Below are 19965 nucleotides of genomic sequence, written 5' to 3' on the forward strand. Positions count from 1 at the left end.
AAAGCTCACCCCCACGGCCTGGCGTATTGCCTGGACGATCTCAAGCAGGAGGCGGGCGCGATTTTCCAGGCTGCCACCCCAGCGATCCTCGCGCCGATTGGTGATGGGGGAAAGGAACTGGCTCAGCAGATAGCCGTGCGCGGCATGGATCTGCACCCCGTTGAAGCCGAAGCGCTCCGCCAGTTGCGCCGTGCGGACGAAGCGCGTCTTCACCTCGGCAATATCGGCCTCGCTCATGGCGCGCGGCGTGGCGAACTGCCTGGAAAAATTGCCTAGCTCCATGGCCACCGCCGAGGGAGCAATGGTCTCCTGCCCCAGCGCCGCCGGCATCTGCCGGCCTGGGTGGTTGATCTGCATCCAGACCTGCGCCCCCTGCGAGCGGGCGGCCGCCGACCAGGCGGCAAAGCGGGTGCCGAACTGCTCGGACGCCAGCATCACCCCACCCGGCCCGGTCATGGCGCGCGGGTCCACCATGACATTGCCGGTGATCATCAGCCCCACCCCACCCTCGGCCCAGGCCCGGTACAGGCGTATGAGCTCAGCAGAGGGAGCATGGTCACGGTCGGCCATGTTTTCTTCCATGGCGGCCTTGGCAAGGCGGTTGGGCAAACGGCTGCCATTGGGCAGGGTCAGTTCGGTGTAGGGGCTCATCGTGCTCTCCTGGGTAGCGATGGGCGCACCATAAGTTTGAAGCACGCTTAAAGGTCAAGCGGCAGAAACAGCGGGATTTTTACCGCCCCAGGCAGCCCTTGACCTTTAAGCGTGCTTCAAACTTAGCATCCGCTCCAACCCCATCTGCCCAGCGCCCGAGGCTGACCGGCAGGCTTGGGGCACATGTCCTAACATCGGAGGGTAAGCACCATGTCCCTATTCAAGAAGCTGGTCCTGATCGCCATGTCGCTGACCATGATGCAAACCGCAAGCGCAGCACCCAGCGCGGCCAGCCGCCCCGGCAAGGTGCTGGTGGTCATGACCAATCATGATCGCTACCCCAGCCGGCAGGACAAGACCGGGCTATGGCTGACCGAGCTGACCCATGTCTACGACGCGCTCAAGGGTGCTGGCTTCGAGGTGGACTTCGTCAGCCCGCAAGGCGGTGCCGTACCGCTGGATGAGCGCAGTCAGGGCTGGCTCTATATGGACGTCGAAGCCCGCGCCCACCTCCAGGACCCGACCTTTATGGCGCTGCTGCATGCGAGCAAGGCGGCGGCCGAGGTCGACCCGGCCGCCTACCGGGCCATCTTCTACACCGGCGGCCACGGCACCATGTGGGACTTTCGTGACAGTGCGGCGCTCAAGCGCACCGCAGAAGCCATCTACCGCCAGGGCGGCGTGGTGGCTTCAGTCTGCCATGGCGCGGCCGGCCTGATCAACCTCCAGGCCGAAGACGGCACGCCGCTGATCGCGGGCCGGCGCATTACCGGCTTTTCCAATCTTGAGGAAACCCTCTCCGGCGTAAAGGACCAGGTGCCCTACAGCTTGCAGACCGAGCTGGAGGCCAAGGGCGCGCGCTATGAGAAGTCGCTGCTGCCCTTTGGCAGCTTTGCCTTGATCGACGGTCGCATCGTCACCGGCCAGAACCCTGGCTCCAGCAAGGCCGTGGCGCAAGCCCTGCTGAGCGCGCTCTCCCGGCAAGAATCGCCATGAGGATAGGCGAGCTGGCCAAGCGCAGTGGTCTGGCCACCTCGGCCATCCGCTTCTATGAGACCAAGGGCCTCCTACCGCCGGCCAAGCGCGGGCTCAACGGCTACCGCGACTACCCGGCAGAGACGGTCGCCGTGCTGGCCATCATTGCCGATGCGCAACAGGCCGGCTTTTCGCTGGAGGAGATCAAGCAGATCCTGCCGGCCGATATTTCATCCTGGCGGCATGAGGAGTTGATGGACACGCTCAGGCGCAAGGTCGCCGATATCGAGGCCATGCAGGCGCGCCTCAAGGAGAGCAAGGCGCATATCGAGTCATTGATACGCCTGATCGAAGCCAAACCGGACGATATGGGCTGCCGCGAGAACGCCAGCCGGGTCATGGCCAGCCTGGGCTTGTCGAAAGGCAAATAGCCCCGCGCAGCCATGAAAATGGCGACCCGCAGGTCGCCATTTTCTGCTGCCGCGCCGTCGCGGCTCAGCAACCGGTCTCGCTGACCGAGCTGCCCTTGAAGCCGGTGGCGGCGCGGCTCAGGTCGGCCTTGGCCGACTTGGCCACGTGGCGCAGCAAGAGGGTCTTGCCGGACGCTTCGCCACGCTCGCGAGCGACCGCGGTGCGCACGCCCTTTTGCTTGACCATCTCCAGCCGGCGGTCGGCGGCCTCCTGGGTCGAGAACAGTCCCAAGGAGATAGCATGGCTCCAGCGGCTGCCGTCGTTGACCACGAAAAAGTCATCCACACCCAGGGCTTTTAGCTCCTCGGCCTTCTTCTGTGCGTCCTCATTCGTGGGGCGTGGCGGGATATAGACCCAGAAGCGCCGTGGCCCTTCGGGCTCGCTGCTGTCGACCTTGACCTCGCCACCGAGCTTGAGCGCCGCGAGTTGCTTGCGGGCGTTGGGCATGTCTTCGGGCAGGATGCCACGCCAGGCCAGACACAGCTGGCCGCCCTTGGTATCTGCCTTATCCTCTGCCTTCGCAGCCTTTTCTGCCGGCTTGGCCTCGACCTTGTTCTCGCTCTTCTCAGCCACAACAGGCTGGGCAGGCTCTGCACTCGCGATCGGTGCCGCAGCGGGCGCATCGGCCGCGGCCACCATGGCGACCGGCTTGGGTGCATCGGCCGCCACCAGCTTCAATTGCTCCGCCTTGACCTGGCGGCTCTTCCAGTTGACCGGCGGCGGCGCCTCGGCAAGGCGGGTATAGCCAAAGAACAGCAGATTGGCGGCCACAAGCAGGATAAACAGCCACTTCATGGATCAGGATTCCTTCCGGCGGGCTTCGGGAAAAGCGAGGCGGGCAAGGCCGCGCAGCACCAGATTATCAACAGGCAACAGGCGTCCCGCCAGCCTCGGGGCCAGCAAGGGGGTCAGGAGTGTGGCATCGCCGCCCGACAGCAGCACCCGCACCGGCTTGCCGCTGATCCCTTCCAGCCGCAAGCGCATCTCCTCGATGGCGCCGACCAGGGCCTGCAAGGCACCGTTGACGATGGCTTCGCCGGTGGATTGCGGGAAGTCCGCCTGGTCGCCATCGGGCAGGCCCAGATCGGCCGTGCCCTGGGCCAGCGCAGTCCGCATCAGCTTGAAGCCGGGGACGATGATACCGCCCAGGAATTCGCCCTTGGCGGTCAGTACATCCACGGTCATGGCGGTTCCTGCCATGACTACCACGCAATCACGTCCGGCCGAGACCTCAAACGCCCCCAGGAGGGCCGCCCAGCGGTCGGCTCCAAGCTGGCCCGGGTTGCGGTAGTGGTTGTGCAGGCCGCCGCTATGCGCCTCTGGCCTGAGCCAGGCGATGGGACAGGGTGCCAGCAAGGCGTCGAGCCGCTGGCCCACCTCGGTGCCGGCCACGTTGCAACCCAGCACCCGCTCCACCGGTGGATGATCGGCCAGCCGCAGGGCCAACTCATCTAGCTTGGCGTAATCCAGCGCTCCCTCGTCGAGGAAGGCCCCCTCGTCCAGCAAGCGCCACTTGAGCCGGCTGTTGCCGGCATCGAGCAACAAGGTACTCATAGTGCTCTCCGTAAACTGACTTCGCCGGCGTGCACGCGTCGCTCGCCCTGGGCGGTGGCAAAGCGCAAGGCACCATCCGGCGCAACACCCAAGGCGGTGCCCTCGAGCACCTCGCCATTGGGCTGCAATAGGCGGGCCGGTGCGCCCTGCATGGCATGGCGCGCCTCCCAGTCCGGCAGCAGCGGCGCAAAGCCCTGCTGCTCGAAGGCCGGCAACAGCTGCGCCAGCTCCGCGAGCACCGCGGCCAGCAGGCGATTGCGATCGCCGCTATAGCCCAGCAGGGCCAGCGACTCCGCCGCCTGATCCAGGCCACCGCGCAATTGTTCGGACAAATGCAGATTGAGGCCGATGCCGATCACCACACTCGAGGGACCATGCGCTTCACCGGCCACCTCGATCAGGATGCCACCGAGCTTGGCGCCGACACTGGTGACGATATCGTTGGGCCACTTCAGCCGCACATCGACCACGCCCAGGCCTTCCAGCGCCCGCGCAACGGCCAGGCCGACCGCAAGGCTGAGACCGGACAGATCGGCCACCCCCAGGCCAAACCGCCACAACAGCGAGAACATCAGCGCGTCGCCCAGCTCACCCTGCCAGCTGCGGCCCCGCCGGCCACGGCCGCTGGTCTGCCGCTCGGCGGCATAGACCAGCCCGGCCGGCGCACCGCGGTGCGCTTCGGTCAGCAGGGCGGTGTTGGTGGAGTCGATCTCGTCGAACAGCTTAAGGTCGAAATAGCGAACCGATGGGCCCAGCCCTTGCGCGACCTGCGCTTCGTCGAGCCAGGCGATGGGGCGGGCCAAGCGGTAGCCGCGGCCCTTGACGGTATGGACTTCGACCCCCAGCTCGGCCGCAGACTTCAGCGCCAGCGAGACGCTGGCCCGGCTGACGCCCAGCGCCTCGGCAAGCTCCGGCCCGGGGCGGAACTCGTCGGCATTGAGCAGGCGCAAAAGGGCGTAGGTATCCACGCTTCAGTCCCGTGCCGGCCGGGTCAGCCGGGCAAAGACCACGGTACAGCAGAAGATCCAGGTGCTGAGGATGATCTCCAGCACCGCGAGGAAGCGCAGCGTGCCGCTGTCGCTCCAGGCCCGCATCACGCCTTCGATAAACCAGGCCAGGATAAACATGCTGAGCCACTGATAGGTATAGCGGCGGCCACGCAGCACACCGGCCACGGGCAACAAGAGCGGCAGCGCCTTGAGCCACATCAGTGAGCCCGGCCGCAAAGGCGCGATCCAGCCCTCCCAGGCCAGACACAGCAGAATCAGGGCCAAGAGGCCTGCCAAGGTACCGTTGCGGCTCTGCCGCACCAGGATATCGAGCGCAGCCGGCTTCATAGTGGCCTCGCCAATTGCAGGGCAGTGGTGGCAAGCCGCTTGCCCAGTGCCATGGCCAGCGCCTTCTCGTGCTCATCGAGCGGCCGGCGGCCATCATGACCGGCGACATGGCTGGCGCCATAGGGCGTACCGCCCCCAGCGGTCAGGGTCAGGCCGGGTTCGCTGTAGGGGATGCCAACGAGATGCATGCCATGGTGCAACAGCGGCAACATCATGGTCAGCAGGGTAGCCTCGTTGCCGCCGTGCGGGCTGCTGGTACTGGTGAACACTGCCGCCGGCTTGCCGGCGAGGGTGCCAGCCAGCCAGTCGGCGCTGGTGCCGTCGAGGAAGTATTTGAGTGGCGCGGCCATATTGCCAAAGCGGGTCGGGCTGCCCAGCGCCAGGCCGATGCACTCCTTCAGATCCGCCAGCTCCACATAGGGGGCGCCGCTATCGGGGATAGTCGGCTCGGTCGCCTCGGTCACGGTGGAAACCGCCGGCACGGTACGTACCCGCGCCTGGCAGCCGGGTACCGATTCGATGCCGCGGGCAACAAGTTGTGCCAGTTGCCGGGTTGCACCGTGGCGGGAATAGTAGAGGACCAGCAGTTCAGCCATGAAAAACACTGCAAAAAACAATGGAATGGCGATTATAGGGGCTGTTGCGGCCTCGGAGCCTGTTCATGATCTTTTCATACCGCCGCGGAGTTCGTCGCCATGCCAGCCAATTGCGGCGTTACAAGCCGCTTGCGCCTTGCACTTCAGCCGGCAGTGCTGCGAACGCCGACGTGAAAAGATCATGAACAGGCTCTAAGGGCTTTGCCATCGCGCGCAATTGAGGGATAGTCGCGGGCATCAACTTCCCGACCTGCCCAATGCTCCGCCTGTCCGACTACCGCCGCAAGATGATGAACCGCCTGCCTGCACCGCTGGACTTCGGTCTGTTCGTGCTACGCCGGCTACGCGACGACCGCTGCCTGGAGGCAGCCGGCAGTCTGACCTTCACTACCCTCCTGGCGCTGGTGCCCTTTCTCACCATCGCGCTGACCATCTTTTCCGGCTTCCCGATGTTCGACGACCTGTCGGGCCGCTTCAAGCTCTTCCTCTTGAGCAATCTGGTGCCCGATTCGGCCGGCAAGGTGATCACGGTCTATATGCGCCAGTTCACCGACAATACCGGCAAGCTGACCGCACTCTCCACCGCCACCCTGGCGCTGACCGCCATTGCCATGATGGGCACCATAGACCGGACCTTCAACCGCATCTGGCGCATACGCCGCCAGCGTACCTGGCTGGTGAAGACGCTGACCTATTGGGGCGTGCTCACACTGGGTCCTTTGCTGCTGGGCATCGGCCTGTCGCTGATAGGCTGGCTGGAGGACCGCAGCGGCATGCTGGCCGCCACCCTCAGTGGCTCCGGCTTTCTGTTGGCGCTGGCAGGCATCGGCCTTTTCTACCGGGTGGTGCCCAACTGCCCGGTGCCGGCCCAGCACGCCATGCTGGCCGGTGCCTTCGCTACCTTCTCGCTGGTGGTCATGAAAAGCCTGTTCGGGCTCTACGTGCGCAAGTTCGCCACCTTCAAGCTGGTCTACGGCGCTTTTGCCGCCCTGCCCATCTTCCTGCTCTGGCTCTACCTGATCTGGCTCATCATCCTCGCGGGGGCGGTACTGAGTGCCAGCCTCTCCTACTGGCACGGCGAAGCCTGGCGGCGGCGGGTACACGCCGGCCAAAGGCTGTACGACGCGGTACGCCTACTGCTGAAGCTGGATGAAGCCCGCCGCGAGGGCTACACCCCGACGCTGGATGGTTTGCGCCGCGCGCTGTCCATCGGCCAGGACGAGCTGCATGGTCTTCTGGAACGGCTGGCAGAAAAGAGCTGGACCCAGCCCACCCGCCAGGATGGCTGGCTATTGGCGACCGCCCTGGAGCGCATCACCCTGGCCGAACTCTACTACCTGCTGGTACGCAGACCAGTCACCCCGCCACGCGCTACCGACCGGCTGCATGATCTCCTGAACGCCAAATTCGGCCAGATCGACGCCACCCTCAACGTCACCCTAGCCGAATTGGCGCGTTGCGAGCGCGACCCCAACGCCCAGGTGCCTTGAGGCAGATCGCCTGGAAAACAAAACAGCCCGCGTTGCGGGCTGTTTTGCATTGCATGGCGGATCAAATAAGGATCAACTACCTGTATACGCCTAGCGTCTCGGCATACTCGAACAGCTCGTAACCCACTGCCTGCTCGCTCAAACGGGCCGAGCGCACCACTTTTTCGCCCTCATCGGTATAGATCGCCAGCTCGCGCATGGCACCAAAGGTACCGCGTGGTGCCAGCAGCATGGCCGGCTGCTTGAGCGCCGCCACCTCGGGTAGCAGCACGCAGGGTTGGAAGGTCACACCGGGATGGCTGGTCACTGGCCGTACCAGGGCCGGCTGACCCTGCGGTGCCAGCACCTGGATGCCGATCTCCACCGAATCGCTATTGGGCATGGCCTGCAACCAGCGTATGCAGGCCACCATCCAGTCGTCCTCCGGCTTGCCACGCAAGGCCACTACATCGCCCACCCGGTAGGCGCAGTTCTGCGGCGCCGGCTGCAGGCGCAGCGCAAAGCCGCCAGGACTTTCGTTGAGCAGCAGCCAGTCGTCCGGCGGACCATAGCTCGCGCCAGAGATGCTGATCGGCCCCTCGGCCGTGATCTCGACCACGCTGTCATCCAGCACCACCGGCTGCAACAACGGCTGGGCACCGTTCAGGTAGAAGGCCGCCATGCGCAAACCCACCACCATCTCTACATGGCTGTTGGCACGGATGCGTTGGAACACCCGCTTGGGCGCGATGCTCCATTGCCGGGTCACTCGCCTGAGCAGGTCTATCCAAGCCTGTGCCTTGCTGCGGTCATTGGCACCAGGCAACTTCTGCTCCACCACATGCAGGGCCTTGTGCAGGAGCTTGGCCATCTCCATGGTGTCGAGCAGGATGGCGTTGCTGGCTTCCACATCAAGCGGCTTCTGGCCCAGATAGGTCGGTGCCACGTCGGCATCCATGCGCACCAGGAAGTAGCCGGCCGGAGTATTGGGGCTGGGCTGGCTGCCCAGTGGCTGGAACACCGCCGCACTACCGTAGTTGCGGATCAGATCCTGGATCTTGTCGTGCTCGCTCGGGTGGTAGCGGTAGGGGTCGGCCAGGGCCAGCAGCAAAATCTGCTTGTAGCAGCCACCCAGGGTGCGGATCGGGTCCACGCCTTCGGGCTGGTCGATCAGCTTGTGCTGGATGGTGTGGCGAAAGAGGCTATGCACCTCCTGCCAGACGCCGGGCGGCACCGGGGTGTAGCTCTTGCAGCAGACCCACATCAGCTTGTAGTAGGTGGCAAGGAGCTTCTGGATCAGCTGCGGGATATGCTTGTTACCGAGGCTGAAACGCACTTGCAGGCGCTCCAGCAGCACCAGCTTGTAGCCATTGGCCAGCTCCAGCTGCAGATTGCGCGCCAGCACCGCCGCCTGCTTGTGCTTTTCCTTGGCCGGCATGGCGGCCGAGGTATAGGTTGCCTCCAGCGGTGCGTCCAACAGATCGATGGCCAGCTGGTAGTGCTCCAGCAGCTTGAGCCGGGTGTCGTCATCCAGCTTGACGCGGTTGAGCGTGGTCAGCGCATCAAAGATCGCCCGCGCCGTCTCCTGCAGGTTGGCGGGCGGCAGGGATACCAACCAGGCCTTGAGCGCCTTGGGATTGGTCTCGACACTGAGGGTGTAGCCGGTGATCGGCTCCGGCACGGAGAGGGCGAGCGACATGGGCTTTCGCGGAGGGAATCTCGTTATTTTATAGGCGATATTCGCGGGCTACGCGCTGCAGGGCAAGCTCAGCACAAGCCGCTATCCAGCAGTGTCTGAAGGGTAGCGAACACCTGTTGCAGCTCGGCAACGCTGACCACATAGGGTGGCATCAGGTAGACCGTCTGCCCCACCGGCCTGAGCAGCACACCTTGCGCCAGCGCCGCCTCGAAGCAGCGCCCGGAAAAGCCGGGCAAGGCGTCGCTGACCTCGAAGGCCCAGATCATGCCCAAATGGCGCGCATTCTGCACGCGCGGGTGGCTGGCGAGGCGGGCGAAGTCCGCCGCCACCGCGGTCGCCTTGGCCCGATTGGCCGCCAGCACGTCCTCATCCTCGAAGATCGCGAGTACCTCCAGCGCCGCGCGGCAGGCCAGCGCGTTACCGGTATAGCTATGGCTATGCAGAAAGCCACGCACCACCTCGTCGTCATAGAAGGCGGCGTAGACCTCGTCGGTACACAGCACGGTCGAGAGCGGCAGATAGCCGCCGGTAATACCCTTGGAGAGGCAGAGGAAGTCCGCCCGTATGCCGGCCTGCTCGCAGGCGAACATCGTCCCGGTGCGGCCAAAGCCCATGGCGATCTCGTCGGCGATCAGGTGTACCTGGTAGGTATCGCACAAGGCGCGCGCGCGCTGCAGATAGCGCGGGTGGTACATGGCCATGCCGGCCGCACCCTGGCACAGCGGCTCGACGATCAAGGCGGCAAGGTTAGCGGCCTCGCGCTGGAACAGCGCCTCCAGTGCGTCGGCCGCCCGCTCCGCGTACTGCTCGGGCGTCTCGCCCGGCTCGGCCAGACGCCAGTCCGGGCTCGGCACGCGGTGGGTCTGGCGCAATAGCGGCGCATAGGTGGCACTGAACAAGGGCACATCGGTGACCGAAAGCGCCCCCAGGGTCTCGCCGTGGTAGCTGTTCTGCAGGCTGACAAAGCCGGTCTTGGCCTCTCGGCCGCGGTTGCGCCAGTAGTGGTAGCTCATCTTGAGCGCAATCTCGGTGGCACTGGCGCCGTCCGAGCCGTAGAAGGCGTGCCCGAGGCCGGTAAGCTGGCCGAGCTTTTCCGACAGCTCCACCACCGGCTTCTGTGTAAAGCCCGCCAGGATCACATGTTCCAGGGTGTTCATCTGGTCCAGGATGGCGGCGTTCATGCGCGGGTTGGCGTGGCCAAACAGATTGACCCACCAGCTGCTGACACCATCGAGGTAGCGCTTGCCCTCGAAGTCGATCAACCAGGGCCCTTCGCCACGGGCGATGGGAACGATGGGCAGCGTTTCGTGCTGCTTCATCTGGGTACAGGGGTGCCAGACAGCCTGCCGGCTACGCTGCAGCCAGGACTCATTGAGGTTTGCCATAGAGGTGCTTCCCGCGATTTGCTGCCTGCGCTTTTACGCAGCCTGCCTGCGCCTGTAAAGCCTTTCCCTGATGCAGCGCACCACACCAGGTCAACTGCGCCGCTTTGGTGCATAGACAAGTTCTCCAGCAATCCATTCCTGGCTGACATCCATGACTAGACAAGCATTTTGCTGCAGCGCAATGCATGGCATGCCTTCTGCTATGACATTGCCGATGCGCCGCCCCTGCTACCTGGGCCAGCACGCAGTGCCACACCGTTGCACCCGCTCTGCCCACCCGCAGTCACAGCAAGGGCAGAGCCGCTTTACCAGTCGTGCTCCAGTCTGGCCCTCGGCCAGACACAGATCGTTCCCCTTAGTCTCTTATCTCTAGGAAGGAAGCGTCATGAAGCGTCGTACGGTATTGAAGGCAAGCACAGTCGCAGTGGCCATGGGCCTTGCTGGCATGAGCCTGGCAGCTCGGGCGGCCGATACCATCAAGGTCGGCATCCTGCACTCGCTGTCGGGCACGATGGCGATCTCGGAAACCGCGCTGAAGGAAACAGCGCTGATGACCATCGCCGAAATCAATGCCAAGGGCGGGGTGCTGGGCAAGAAACTGGAACCGGTGGTGGTGGACCCGGCCTCGAATTGGCCGCTGTTTGCTGAAAAAGCCCGCCAGCTCCTGAGCAAGGACAAGGTGGCGGTGACCTTTGGCTGCTGGACCTCGGTCTCGCGCAAGTCGGTACTGCCGGTCTACAAGGAACTGAACGGCCTCTTGTTCTACCCGGTGCAGTACGAGGGTGAAGAGCTCGAGAAGAACGTCTTCTACACCGGCGCCGCGCCCAACCAGCAGGCCATTCCGGCGGTGGAGTACCTGATGAGCAAGGACGGCGGCGAGGCCAAGCGCTTCGTGCTGCTGGGTACCGACTATGTCTACCCGCGCACCACCAACAAGATCCTGCGCGCCTTCCTCAAATCCAAGGGCGTGGCCGAGACCGACATCATGGAGGAGTACACCCCCTTCGGTCATAGCGACTACCAGTCCATCATCGCCAAGATCAAGAAGTTCGCCGGCGAGGGCAAGAAGACCGCCGTGATCTCTACCATCAATGGTGATTCCAACGTGCCCTTCTACAAGGAGCTGGGCAACGCCGGCCTCAAGGCCACTGACGTGCCGGTGGTGGCCTTCTCGGTCGGTGAAGAGGAGCTGCGCGGCATCGATACCAAGCCGCTGGTGGGCCACCTGGCCGCCTGGAACTATTTCGAGTCGGTGAAGAACCCTGAGAACACCGCCTTTATCAAGCTCTACAAGGACTGGGCGGTGAAGAACAAGCTGCCCAATGCCGACACCGTGGTGACCAACGACCCGATGGAAGCGACCTATGTCGGCATCCATATGTGGGCACAGGCGGTAGAGAAGGCCAAGAGCACCGATGTGGACAAGGTGATCGCGGCCATGGGTGGCCAGAAGTTCAAAGCCCCCTCGGGCTTTGTGCTGGAGATGGATGCCAAGAACCACCATCTGCACAAACCGGTGATGATCGGCGAGGTCCAGGCCAATGGTCAGTTCGGCGTGGTCTGGAAGACCAAGACCCCGATCAAGGCCCAGCCCTGGAGCCCCTTTATCGCGGGTAACGAGAAGAAGAAGGACGAACCGGTCCTGGCTGCCGCCAAATAAGCCCAGCCGCCGGCAAGGGGGCCTTGGCCCCCTTGCCCTCGCCCTTCGGAACCATGGACACCGCCATGCCCATCCCGCTCCCTACGCTCTTGCGCCGGCTCCGGCGCAGCCTGGCCAGCAGCATCCTGACCCTGACCACCTGCCAGGCCCTGGCGCTAAGCCCGGCCACGCTGCAAACCATTGCCAGCGGCGAGAACGACGAGCGCATCGCCGCCATCGTCGAGCTGGCCCAGGGCAGTGACCCGCAAGCGCTAACGGTATTGCAAGCGCTGCACAACGATGCCCTATTGCTGACGCCGGACGGCGGTGTACTGCTGCTGCGCGATGGCAAGGCAGTGGACCCCTTGAGCGGCCAGGCCAGCCCGCTCGCCCCCGAGCAGCTGGAACATGCACTGCTGAACAACCGCATACGCCGTACCCTGGAAGCCGCCCTGGCCCAGCTGCAGCTGAGCCACGCCGACCCGGCGGTAAGGCTGGCCGCGGTACAGGCGCTGGCCGAGCAGAATGACGAAACCGCCATGCCGCAGCTCAAGCAGCGCCTGGACAAGGAAACCGATACCGCCGTGCGGGTCGCGCTGGCGCTGGCTGTGGCCCGCACTGAATTGCAATCGCCGGACGCCGCCGTGCGTGCCGGCGCCGCCCGCACCCTGGGTGAGAGCGCCACTCCACAGATCCGTAGCCTGCTGGAAGCCGCTACCGAGAAGGAGCGCGACCCGCAGGTAGCAAGCGAACTGGCCGCCAGCCTGCGCGAAGTCAAACAACGCCTCTTCTGGGCCGAGGTGGCCGGCCAGCTCTTCACCGGGGTAAGCCTTGGTTCCATCCTCTTGCTGGCCGCACTCGGCCTCGCCATCACCTATGGCCTTTTGGGCGTGATCAATATGGCGCATGGCGAGATGCTGATGATAGGCGCCTACTGCAGCTACCTGGTACAGAGCCTCTTCCGCAGCCATCTGCCGGCTTGGCAGGAGGGCTATCTGCTGGCCGCCCTGCCGGTGGCCTTTGTGGTCACCGGCCTTCTTGGCGTTGCGCTGGAGCGGCTGGTGATCCGCCACCTCTACGGCCGGCCCCTGGAAACGCTACTGGCCACCTGGGGCATCAGTCTGGTGCTGATGCAGGCGGTGCGGCTGATCTTTGGCGCCCAGAACGTGGAAGTGGCCAACCCCGGCTGGCTCAGCGGCGGCTGGCAGGTGCTGCCCAACCTGGTGCTGCCCTATAACCGCCTGGCCATCATTGCCTTTGCCGGTCTTGTGCTGCTGGCGGTGTGGGCCATCATCAACAAGACCCGCATGGGTCTCTACGTTCGCGCCGTGACCCAGCACCGGCCCATGGCGGCCTGCGTGGGGGTCAGTACGGCCAAGATCGACATGCTGGCCTTTGGCCTCGGCTCGGGCATCGCCGGCCTCGCGGGGGTGGCCCTCTCGCAGGTCGGCAATGTGGGGCCGGACCTGGGCCAGGGTTATATCGTCGACTCCTTCATGGTGGTGGTGCTTGGTGGCGTGGGCCAGCTGGCCGGCACGGTACTGGCGAGCCTGGGGCTCGGCATGCTGGCCAAGCTCCTTGAGCCGCAGATCGGCGCGGTGCTGGCCAAGATCGGCATCCTGCTGCTGATCGTGCTGGTCATACAGAAACGTCCCATGGGCCTCTTTGCGCTCAAGGGCCGCATGGTCGAGCGCTGAGGGGAAGCCGTATGAACGCCAAGATCGAAACCCTGCCCCCGCCCAGCACCACCACCCTGCCCAGCACCGGCGCCGGCCCGCTGGGCCGTGCAGGCTGGTTGACGGTACTGGCCACGGTGGCGCTGTTTACCGTACTCATGCCCGTGCTCAACCTCTGGGTGCCAGACGGCCACCCGCTGCACCTCTCCACCACCACCGTGGCGCTGTGCGGCAAGATCCTCTGCTACATGATGGTGGCCCTGGCCATGAATCTGATCTGGGGCTATACCGGCATCCTCTCGCTCGGGCACGGCCTCTTCTTTGCCCTGGGTGGCTACGCCATGGGCATGTACCTGATGCGTTCGATAGGCCGCGAAGGGGTGTACCAGAGCGATCTGCCGGACTTCATGGTCTTCCTCGACTGGAAGGCCCTGCCCTGGTACTGGCATTACACCGACCAGCTCTGGTACTGCCTGTTGCTGGCGCTGGCGGTGCCGGGCGTGCTGGCACTGGTGTTCGGCTACTTTGCCTTCCGCTCGCGCATCAAGGGCGTGTACTTCTCCATCATCACCCAGGCGCTGACCTACGCCGCCATGTTGCTGTTCTTCCGTAATGAGACCGGCTTTGGTGGCAACAACGGCTTTACCGACTTCAAGCGCATTGCCGGCTTTCCCATCGCCGCAGCGGAGACCCGCATGGTGCTGTGCGCACTGAGTGGGCTGTGCCTCCTTGGTCTGGTGCTGCTGAGCCGCTGGCTGATCGCCGCCAAGTTCGGCCGGGTGCTGACCGCCATCCGCGACGCCGAGTCGCGGGTCATGTTCTGCGGCTACCAGCCGCTGCACTACAAGCTGGCGGTATGGACCTTCTCGGCCGTGATCTGCGGCCTGGCCGGTGCGCTCTATGTACCGCAGGTGGGCATCATCAACCCCAGCGAAATGAGCGTGGGCAACTCGATCGAGATTGCCATCTGGGTGGCGGTGGGCGGCCGCGCCACCTTGCTCGGGCCGCTCTTGGGCGCCGGCATCGTCAACGGTGGCAAGAGCCTCTTCACCCAGGCCTTTCCCGAGCTGTGGCTGTTCTGCCTGGGCGGGCTGTTCATCATCAGCACCCTATGGCTGCCCAATGGGGTAGTGGGTGCCCTGGCCAGCTGGCGCCAGCGCCGTAAACCTGCACCAGCGGAGGCACAGTCATGAGCGAGCTGGAGCCGAGCGACATCGCCGACCGCGAAAGCGAGCCGGTGGGCTATGCCCGGCCGGTGCCCGAGGGGGTGGACACCTCGCACGGCCCCATACTCTACCTTGAGGACATCACGGTCAGCTTTGACGGCTTTCGCGCCCTCAACCGGCTGACCCTGACCCTGGATGCGGGCGAGCTGCGCTGCGTGATCGGCCCCAACGGTGCCGGCAAGACCACCATGATGGACGTGATCACCGGCAAGACCCGGCCCGATAGCGGCCGCGCCTTCTTTGGCCAGACCATAGATCTGAGCCGGCTCAACGAGCCGCAGATCGCCACCGCCGGCATAGGCCGCAAGTTCCAGAAGCCCACCGTGTTCGAGCCACTCAATGTGTTCGAGAACCTGGTGCTGGCCATGAAGGCCGACAAGCGTGCCCGTGCCAGCCTGCACGCCAGGCTCGGCAGCGAAGCACGCGACCGCATTGCCGAGATGCTGGCGCGGGTCAACCTGCTCGAAGCCGCCCACCGCCCGGCTGGCGAGCTCTCGCACGGCCAGAAGCAATGGCTGGAGATAGCCATGTTGCTGATGCAGGAGCCGCAGCTCTTGCTGCTGGACGAACCAGTGGCCGGCATGACCGACCACGAGACCGCCAAGACCGCTGAGCTGTTCGTCTCGCTCGCCGGCAGCCACACCCTGATGGTGGTGGAGCACGATATGGACTTCGTGGCTCGGCTGGGCGGCAAGGTGACCGTGCTGCACGAGGGCAGCGTACTGGCCGAAGGGCCGCTCGCGCAGGTGCAGCAGGACGAACGCGTGATCGAGGTCTATCTGGGGCGCTAGCGATGCTGGAAATCGAAGGACTCAACCAATACTACGGTGGTAGCCATATCCTGCGCGGGATCTGCTTTGCCGCACCGCAGGGCCAGGTCAGCACCCTCCTGGGCCGCAACGGCGTGGGCAAGAGCACCTTGCTCAAGGCGCTGATGGGCCTGGTGCCGGTACGCACCGGCCAGATACGCTGGCAGGGCGAGGACATCACCCACTGGCCCACCCACCGGCGGGTACGTGCCGGCATGGGCTATGTGCCGCAGGGGCGCGACATCTTTGCCCGGCTGACGGTGGAGGAAAACCTGCGCATGGGCCTTGCCACCCTGCGCGGCCGCGCGGCACAGCAGATACCCGAAGAGATCTACGCCATGTTCCCCGTGCTGCGCGAGATGCGCCAGCGCCGTGGCGGCGACCTCTCGGGGGGCCAGCAGCAACAGCTGGCCATAGGCCGGGCCTTGGCCGCCCGCCCCAAGCTCTTGATCCTGGACGAGCCGACCGAAGGCATCCAGCCCTCTATCATCAAGGATATCGAGGCGGTCATCCGCCAGCTGGCGGCCAGTGGCGAGATGACCATCCTCTTGGTGGAGCAGTACTACGACTTTGCTGCCAGCCTGGCCCAAAATTATGCCGTGATGTCGCGCGGGGAGCTGATACGCCAGGGCGCAGGCAGCGAGATGCGCGACGACGCGGTGCGCAATCTGCTGGCCATCTGAATGCCCTTGCCTCTCCTTCGCCATCCACTCCGTTGCGCGATATCCACTATGCGTATTCACGGCTGGCCCCCGCCCGGCCAGGCGCTAAGCTGATCCCATGCAAATGCACCCGCCCCCGACGCTCGCGCCCTGGCGCGCGGCCCTGCAGCTCGGCTTCGAGCAGCAGGCCGGCCGTACCGTCATGCGCCGACTGGAACAGTACGGCCCGTTGACGGTACAGAAGCCGCTCTACCCCGAGGGCGGGACAGTCTGCCACGCCATCGTGCTGCACCCTCCAGGCGGCATCGCCGGTGGCGACATGCTGCAGCAGGACATCACCGTCGGCAGCGGTGCCCACGCCCTGCTGACCACCCCCGGTGCCGCCAAGTGGTACGGCTCCATTGGCCCCGAGGCGAGCCAGGTCATACAACTACGGGTGGCCACCGGCGGCACGCTGGAGTGGTTGCCGCAGGAGACCATCGTCTACGACGGCGCCCGTGCCCGTTCGCAACTGCAGATTGAGCTGGCAGAAGGGGCGAGGCTGGCCTGCTGGGACCTGATCTGCCTGGGCCGGCCGGCCGCGGGCGAGCGCTTCAAGCGCGGCAGCTGGCGCCAGACCCTGCGCATTCAACGGCCCGATGGCACGCCGCTGCTGCTTGAGCGCGCGCTATTGCGGGGGGGTGACCCCCTGCTCGACGCGCCGGTAGGCCTCGCCGGCCAACCCGTCATGGGCACCCTGCTGCTGAGCGGCCAGGTCGATGCCGACACCCTGGCCCTGCTGCGCGCCCTGCCCTCGGCACCCGGCCTGCGGCTGGGCTGGACCCAGCTCGACGGCCTGCTGGTACTGCGCGGCCTTGCTGCCCGGGCCGAGCCCTTACGCGCCGCCTTTACCCAGGCCTGGCAGACCCTGCGCCCTACACTGCTGGGTGCACCGGCGATCGTGCCACGCATCTGGCAAACCTGACCGAACCGACAACAAAGGAAGCACGAGAGTGGAATTGACCCCTCGCGAGAAAGACAAGCTCTTGATCTTCACCGCCGGCCTCCTGGCCGAACGGCGCAAGGCCCGTGGCCTCAAGCTCAACTACCCCGAGGCGGTGGCCTACATCTCGGCCGCCATACTCGAGGGCGCCCGCGATGGCCGCAGCGTGGCCGAGCTGATGCGCTACGGCACCACCCTCCTGAGCCGCGAGGACGTGATGGAGGGCATCGCCGAGCTGATCCCCGAGATCCAGGTTGAAGCCACCTTCCCCGACGGCACCAAGCTGGTAACCGTCCACCACCCCATACCGTAGGAGCGCGCCATGATCCCAGGCGAAATCGTCGCCGCCCCCGGCGAGATCGAACTCAATGCCGGCCGCCGCACCCTCACCCTGGAAGTGGCCAATACCGGCGACCGGCCCATACAGGTCGGCTCGCACTACCACTTCCACGAGACCAACGACGCACTGAGTTTCGATCGGGCCGCCGCACGTGGCTTCCGGCTCAATATCCCGGCCGGTACGGCGGTGCGCTTCGAACCCGGCCAGCACCGCACCGTAGAGTTGGTCGAGGTCGCCGGGGATAAACGCATCTACGGCTTTCAGGGCCGGGTCATGGGGGCGCTATGAAGATTACCCGCCAGGCCTATGCCGAGATGTTCGGCCCCACCGTGGGCGACAAGGTCAGACTGGCCGATACCGACCTGTGGCTGGAAGTGGAGCAGGACCACACCATCTACGGCGAGGAAGTGAAGTTCGGCGGCGGCAAGGTGATCCGCGACGGCATGGGCCAGAGCCAGCGGCTGGACGCCGAGGTGGCCGATACCGTGATCACCAATGCGCTGATCCTCGACTGGTGGGGCGTGGTCAAGGCCGACATCGGCCTCAAGCACGGCCGCATTGCCGGCATAGGCAAGGCCGGCAACCCGGATATCCAGCCCGGCGTGAACATCGTGATCGGCGCCGCGACCGAGATCATTGCCGGCGAGGGCATGATCATCACCGCCGGCGGCATAGACAGCCATATCCACTTCATCTGCCCGCAGCAGATCGAAGAGGCGCTGATGAGCGGGGTGACCACCATGATAGGCGGTGGCACCGGCCCTGCCACCGGCACCAATGCCACCACCGTGACCCCCGGCCGCTGGCATATGGCGCGCATGCTGCAGGCGGCCGACAGCTTCCCCATGAATCTGGGCTTCACCGGCAAGGGCAATGCCAGTCTGGCCGAGCCCCTGCGCGAGCAGGTCGCGGCCGGCGCCATCGGCCTCAAGCTGCACGAGGACTGGGGTACCACCCCGGCCGCCATCGACAACTGCCTGAGCGTGGCGGACGAGATGGACGTGCAGGTGGCCATCCATACCGACACCCTCAATGAATCCGGTTTCGTCGAGACCACCCTGGCCGCCTTCAAGGGCCGCACCATCCATACCTACCACACCGAGGGGGCCGGTGGCGGCCATGCGCCGGACATCATCAAGGCCTGTGGCGAGGCCAATGTGCTGCCTTCCTCGACCAACCCGACCCGGCCCTATACCGTCAACACCATCGACGAGCATCTCGACATGCTCATGGTTTGCCACCACCTCGACCCGGCCATCGCCGAGGACGTGGCCTTTGCCGAGAGCCGCATCCGCCGCGAGACCATCGCCGCCGAGGACATCCTGCACGACCTGGGCGCCTTCTCCATGCTGTCGTCCGATTCGCAAGCCATGGGCCGGGTGGGCGAGGTGATCCTGCGTACCTGGCAGACGGCTGACAAGATGAAGGCGCAGCGCGGCAAGCTGGCCGAGGACGCGGCCGGCAACGACAACTTCCGCGCCCGCCGCTATATCGCCAAGTACACCATCAACCCGGCGCTGACCCACGGCGTGGCACACGAGGTCGGCTCGATCGAGGTCGGCAAGCTCGCCGACCTGGTGCTGTGGAAGCCCGCCTTCTTCGGCGTGAAGCCCAGCCTGATCATCAAGGGCGGCATGATCGCCGCCGCCGCCATGGGCGACGCCAACGCCTCCATCCCCACCCCACAGCCGGTGCACTACCGGCCCATGTTCGGCGCCTTTGGCTCGGCCATGGCCAGTACCGCGCTGACCTTTGTCTCGCAGGCTGCGCTGGCGGCCGGGGTGGGCGATGCACTGGGGCTCCGAAAGACCCTCAGCGCGGTACGCGGCATACGCAAACTGGGCAAGGCCGACCTCAAGCTCAACAGCTACTGCCCGCGCATCGAGGTCGACCCGCAGAACTACCTGGTGCGGGCCGACGGCCAGCTTTTGATCTGCGAACCCGCCAGCGTGTTGCCCATGGCGCAGCGCTATTTCCTGTTTTAGGCCCCGTCGAGGTAGCTCCTATGTGGTTGATCACCGAACGCATTCCCGCCCAGCAGCAGACCGATGCCGAGCTGGCCCTGCCTTTCGAGCTGCGGCAAAAGAGCCGGCTGCGTACCCGTCTCGGCAATGGCGAAGAAATCGGCCTCTTCCTCGACCGCGGCGCCGTGCTGCGCGGTGGCGACTGCCTGAAGGCAGAAGACGGCCGTACCCTGCGCATCGTCGCCAAGCCCGAGGCGGTGATCGAAGTGCGTTGCCGCGACGCCCGCGAGCTGGCCCGCGCGGCCTACCACCTGGGCAACCGCCATGTGATGCTGGAGGTGGGGCCGGACTATCTGCGCCTCCTGGACGACTACGTGCTGCGTGACCTCCTGGTCCAGCTCGGCGCCGAGCTGCACGCCCTGGAGGCGCCCTTCGAGCCCGAAGCCGGCGCTTATGCCGGTACACCGCACTCGCATGGCGACAGCGAGTTCGTGCGCAAGCCACGCATCCACGATTTTGCCAAGGGCTGA

Annotated in this window: 20 protein-coding genes and 1 pseudogene; 13 read left to right on the plus strand and 8 right to left on the minus strand. The window is 65.3% G+C overall.

Annotation, left to right across the window (positions count from 1 at the left end; translation table 11 throughout):
* A pseudogene (locus tag VIM95_RS00005) lies at window positions 1–651 on the minus strand (NADH oxidase); the annotation flags it as partial.
* A 210-nt stretch (window positions 652–861) separates the two neighbouring features.
* Between VIM95_RS00005 and VIM95_RS00010 the strand changes: the two are divergent.
* Together VIM95_RS00010 and VIM95_RS00015 are read left to right on the plus strand one after the other, a co-directional pair.
* Window positions 862–1647, plus strand: coding sequence for a type 1 glutamine amidotransferase domain-containing protein (locus tag VIM95_RS00010; protein WP_331981161.1), 786 nt, complete (start codon window positions 862–864; stop codon window positions 1645–1647).
* Window positions 1644–2057: a MerR family transcriptional regulator gene (locus VIM95_RS00015; RefSeq protein WP_331981164.1), complete on the plus strand. Its 414-nt coding sequence runs from the start codon at window positions 1644–1646 to the stop codon at window positions 2055–2057. Before VIM95_RS00010 ends, VIM95_RS00015 begins: the two co-directional genes overlap by 4 nt.
* 64 nt (window positions 2058–2121) lie before the next feature.
* Here VIM95_RS00015 and VIM95_RS00020 read toward each other — a convergent pair whose 3' ends face one another.
* From VIM95_RS00020 to wrbA, 5 genes are read right to left on the minus strand one after another with little or no spacing between them, the layout of a single operon-like run.
* Complete coding sequence (locus VIM95_RS00020; RefSeq protein ID WP_331981167.1) at window positions 2122–2892, minus strand: SPOR domain-containing protein; 771 nt, start codon at window positions 2890–2892, stop codon at window positions 2122–2124.
* Window positions 2893–2895: 3 nt separating this feature from the next.
* On the minus strand, window positions 2896–3651 hold the full coding sequence (locus VIM95_RS00025; RefSeq protein WP_331981170.1) for a type III pantothenate kinase: 756 nt from the start codon (window positions 3649–3651) through the stop codon (window positions 2896–2898).
* Window positions 3648–4619, minus strand: coding sequence for a biotin--[acetyl-CoA-carboxylase] ligase (locus VIM95_RS00030; RefSeq protein ID WP_331981173.1), 972 nt, complete (start codon window positions 4617–4619; stop codon window positions 3648–3650). Before VIM95_RS00030 ends, VIM95_RS00025 begins: the two co-directional genes overlap by 4 nt.
* A 3-nt stretch (window positions 4620–4622) precedes the next feature.
* Complete coding sequence (locus tag VIM95_RS00035; RefSeq protein WP_331981176.1) at window positions 4623–4988, minus strand: DUF2069 domain-containing protein; 366 nt, start codon at window positions 4986–4988, stop codon at window positions 4623–4625.
* On the minus strand, window positions 4985–5584 hold the full coding sequence (gene wrbA, locus VIM95_RS00040) for an NAD(P)H:quinone oxidoreductase (protein WP_331981180.1): 600 nt from the start codon (window positions 5582–5584) through the stop codon (window positions 4985–4987). The genes VIM95_RS00035 and wrbA overlap by 4 nt, the downstream gene beginning before the upstream one ends.
* Before the next feature lie 257 nt (window positions 5585–5841).
* Here wrbA and VIM95_RS00045 point away from each other — a divergent pair, with 257 nt between their 5' ends.
* The gene (locus VIM95_RS00045; RefSeq protein ID WP_331981183.1) at window positions 5842–7074 is read left to right on the plus strand and encodes a YihY family inner membrane protein; all 1233 of its coding nucleotides are present in this window, start codon (window positions 5842–5844) and stop codon (window positions 7072–7074) included.
* Between the two features lie 76 nt (window positions 7075–7150).
* On the opposite strand, the gene VIM95_RS00050 is transcribed toward VIM95_RS00045, so the two are convergent.
* A complete protein-coding gene (locus VIM95_RS00050) occupies window positions 7151–8752 on the minus strand; it encodes a hypothetical protein (protein WP_331981186.1) in 1602 nt (533 codons plus the stop codon).
* Between the two features lie 68 nt (window positions 8753–8820).
* Entirely contained in the window at window positions 8821–10137 is a 1317-nt protein-coding gene (gene bioA / locus VIM95_RS00055) for an adenosylmethionine--8-amino-7-oxononanoate transaminase (protein ID WP_331981189.1), read from the minus strand.
* Between the two features lie 385 nt (window positions 10138–10522).
* Between bioA and urtA the strand changes: the two genes are divergently transcribed.
* From urtA to ureE, 10 genes are all read left to right on the plus strand, one after another.
* Window positions 10523–11797, plus strand: a complete 1275-nt coding sequence (gene urtA, locus VIM95_RS00060; protein WP_331981192.1) for an urea ABC transporter substrate-binding protein — start codon at window positions 10523–10525, stop codon at window positions 11795–11797.
* Window positions 11798–11862: 65 nt separating this feature from the next.
* Complete coding sequence (urtB, locus tag VIM95_RS00065) at window positions 11863–13473, plus strand: urea ABC transporter permease subunit UrtB (RefSeq protein WP_331981195.1); 1611 nt, start codon at window positions 11863–11865, stop codon at window positions 13471–13473.
* Between the two features lie 11 nt (window positions 13474–13484).
* Window positions 13485–14645 (plus strand): urea ABC transporter permease subunit UrtC, encoded by a 1161-nt coding sequence (urtC, locus tag VIM95_RS00070; protein ID WP_331981198.1) that lies wholly within the window; start codon window positions 13485–13487, stop codon window positions 14643–14645.
* Complete coding sequence (urtD, locus tag VIM95_RS00075; RefSeq protein ID WP_331981202.1) at window positions 14642–15469, plus strand: urea ABC transporter ATP-binding protein UrtD; 828 nt, start codon at window positions 14642–14644, stop codon at window positions 15467–15469. Before urtC ends, urtD begins: the two co-directional genes overlap by 4 nt.
* Window positions 15470–15471: 2 nt before the next feature.
* On the plus strand, window positions 15472–16170 hold the full coding sequence (urtE, locus tag VIM95_RS00080) for an urea ABC transporter ATP-binding subunit UrtE (RefSeq protein WP_331981205.1): 699 nt from the start codon (window positions 15472–15474) through the stop codon (window positions 16168–16170).
* Window positions 16171–16267: 97 nt separating this feature from the next.
* Entirely contained in the window at window positions 16268–17113 is an 846-nt protein-coding gene (locus VIM95_RS00085) for an urease accessory protein UreD (RefSeq protein WP_331981208.1), read from the plus strand.
* 28 nt (window positions 17114–17141) lie between these two features.
* Window positions 17142–17444 carry an urease subunit gamma gene (ureA, locus tag VIM95_RS00090; RefSeq protein ID WP_331981211.1) on the plus strand — a complete coding sequence of 101 codons (303 nt, stop codon included), beginning with the start codon at window positions 17142–17144 and terminating at the stop codon, window positions 17442–17444.
* Between the two features lie 9 nt (window positions 17445–17453).
* Window positions 17454–17759: an urease subunit beta gene (locus tag VIM95_RS00095; protein WP_331981214.1), complete on the plus strand. Its 306-nt coding sequence runs from the start codon at window positions 17454–17456 to the stop codon at window positions 17757–17759.
* Window positions 17756–19456, plus strand: a complete 1701-nt coding sequence (gene ureC / locus VIM95_RS00100; RefSeq protein ID WP_331981217.1) for an urease subunit alpha — start codon at window positions 17756–17758, stop codon at window positions 19454–19456. The genes VIM95_RS00095 and ureC overlap by 4 nt, the downstream gene beginning before the upstream one ends.
* A gap of 20 nt (window positions 19457–19476) precedes the next feature.
* Window positions 19477–19965 (plus strand): urease accessory protein UreE, encoded by a 489-nt coding sequence (gene ureE / locus VIM95_RS00105; protein WP_331981220.1) that lies wholly within the window; start codon window positions 19477–19479, stop codon window positions 19963–19965.

Source organism: Chitinimonas sp. (genome assembly GCF_036568685.1).
GTDB lineage: Bacteria > Pseudomonadota > Gammaproteobacteria > Burkholderiales > Chitinimonadaceae > Chitinimonas.

Excerpts from the sequence above, each read along its gene's own strand:
- urtA (WP_331981192.1), top strand. The coding sequence starts at position 10,523 with ATGAAGCGTCGTACGGTATTGAAGGCAAGCACAGTCGCAGTGGCCATG.
- VIM95_RS00025 (WP_331981170.1), bottom strand. The coding sequence starts at position 3,651 with ATGAGTACCTTGTTGCTCGATGCCGGCAACAGCCGGCTCAAGTGGCGC.
- bioA (WP_331981189.1), bottom strand. The coding sequence starts at position 10,137 with ATGGCAAACCTCAATGAGTCCTGGCTGCAGCGTAGCCGGCAGGCTGTC.
- urtD (WP_331981202.1), top strand. The coding sequence starts at position 14,642 with ATGAGCGAGCTGGAGCCGAGCGACATCGCCGACCGCGAAAGCGAGCCG.
- urtE (WP_331981205.1), top strand. The coding sequence starts at position 15,472 with ATGCTGGAAATCGAAGGACTCAACCAATACTACGGTGGTAGCCATATC.
- VIM95_RS00035 (WP_331981176.1), bottom strand. The coding sequence starts at position 4,988 with ATGAAGCCGGCTGCGCTCGATATCCTGGTGCGGCAGAGCCGCAACGGT.
- VIM95_RS00050 (WP_331981186.1), bottom strand. The coding sequence starts at position 8,752 with ATGTCGCTCGCCCTCTCCGTGCCGGAGCCGATCACCGGCTACACCCTC.
- ureE (WP_331981220.1), top strand. The coding sequence starts at position 19,477 with ATGTGGTTGATCACCGAACGCATTCCCGCCCAGCAGCAGACCGATGCC.
- urtC (WP_331981198.1), top strand. The coding sequence starts at position 13,485 with ATGAACGCCAAGATCGAAACCCTGCCCCCGCCCAGCACCACCACCCTG.
- urtB (WP_331981195.1), top strand. The coding sequence starts at position 11,863 with ATGCCCATCCCGCTCCCTACGCTCTTGCGCCGGCTCCGGCGCAGCCTG.
- VIM95_RS00010 (WP_331981161.1), top strand. The coding sequence starts at position 862 with ATGTCCCTATTCAAGAAGCTGGTCCTGATCGCCATGTCGCTGACCATG.
- VIM95_RS00095 (WP_331981214.1), top strand. The coding sequence starts at position 17,454 with ATGATCCCAGGCGAAATCGTCGCCGCCCCCGGCGAGATCGAACTCAAT.
- VIM95_RS00020 (WP_331981167.1), bottom strand. The coding sequence starts at position 2,892 with ATGAAGTGGCTGTTTATCCTGCTTGTGGCCGCCAATCTGCTGTTCTTT.
- VIM95_RS00085 (WP_331981208.1), top strand. The coding sequence starts at position 16,268 with ATGCAAATGCACCCGCCCCCGACGCTCGCGCCCTGGCGCGCGGCCCTG.
- ureC (WP_331981217.1), top strand. The coding sequence starts at position 17,756 with ATGAAGATTACCCGCCAGGCCTATGCCGAGATGTTCGGCCCCACCGTG.
- VIM95_RS00045 (WP_331981183.1), top strand. The coding sequence starts at position 5,842 with ATGCTCCGCCTGTCCGACTACCGCCGCAAGATGATGAACCGCCTGCCT.
- wrbA (WP_331981180.1), bottom strand. The coding sequence starts at position 5,584 with ATGGCTGAACTGCTGGTCCTCTACTATTCCCGCCACGGTGCAACCCGG.
- VIM95_RS00015 (WP_331981164.1), top strand. The coding sequence starts at position 1,644 with ATGAGGATAGGCGAGCTGGCCAAGCGCAGTGGTCTGGCCACCTCGGCC.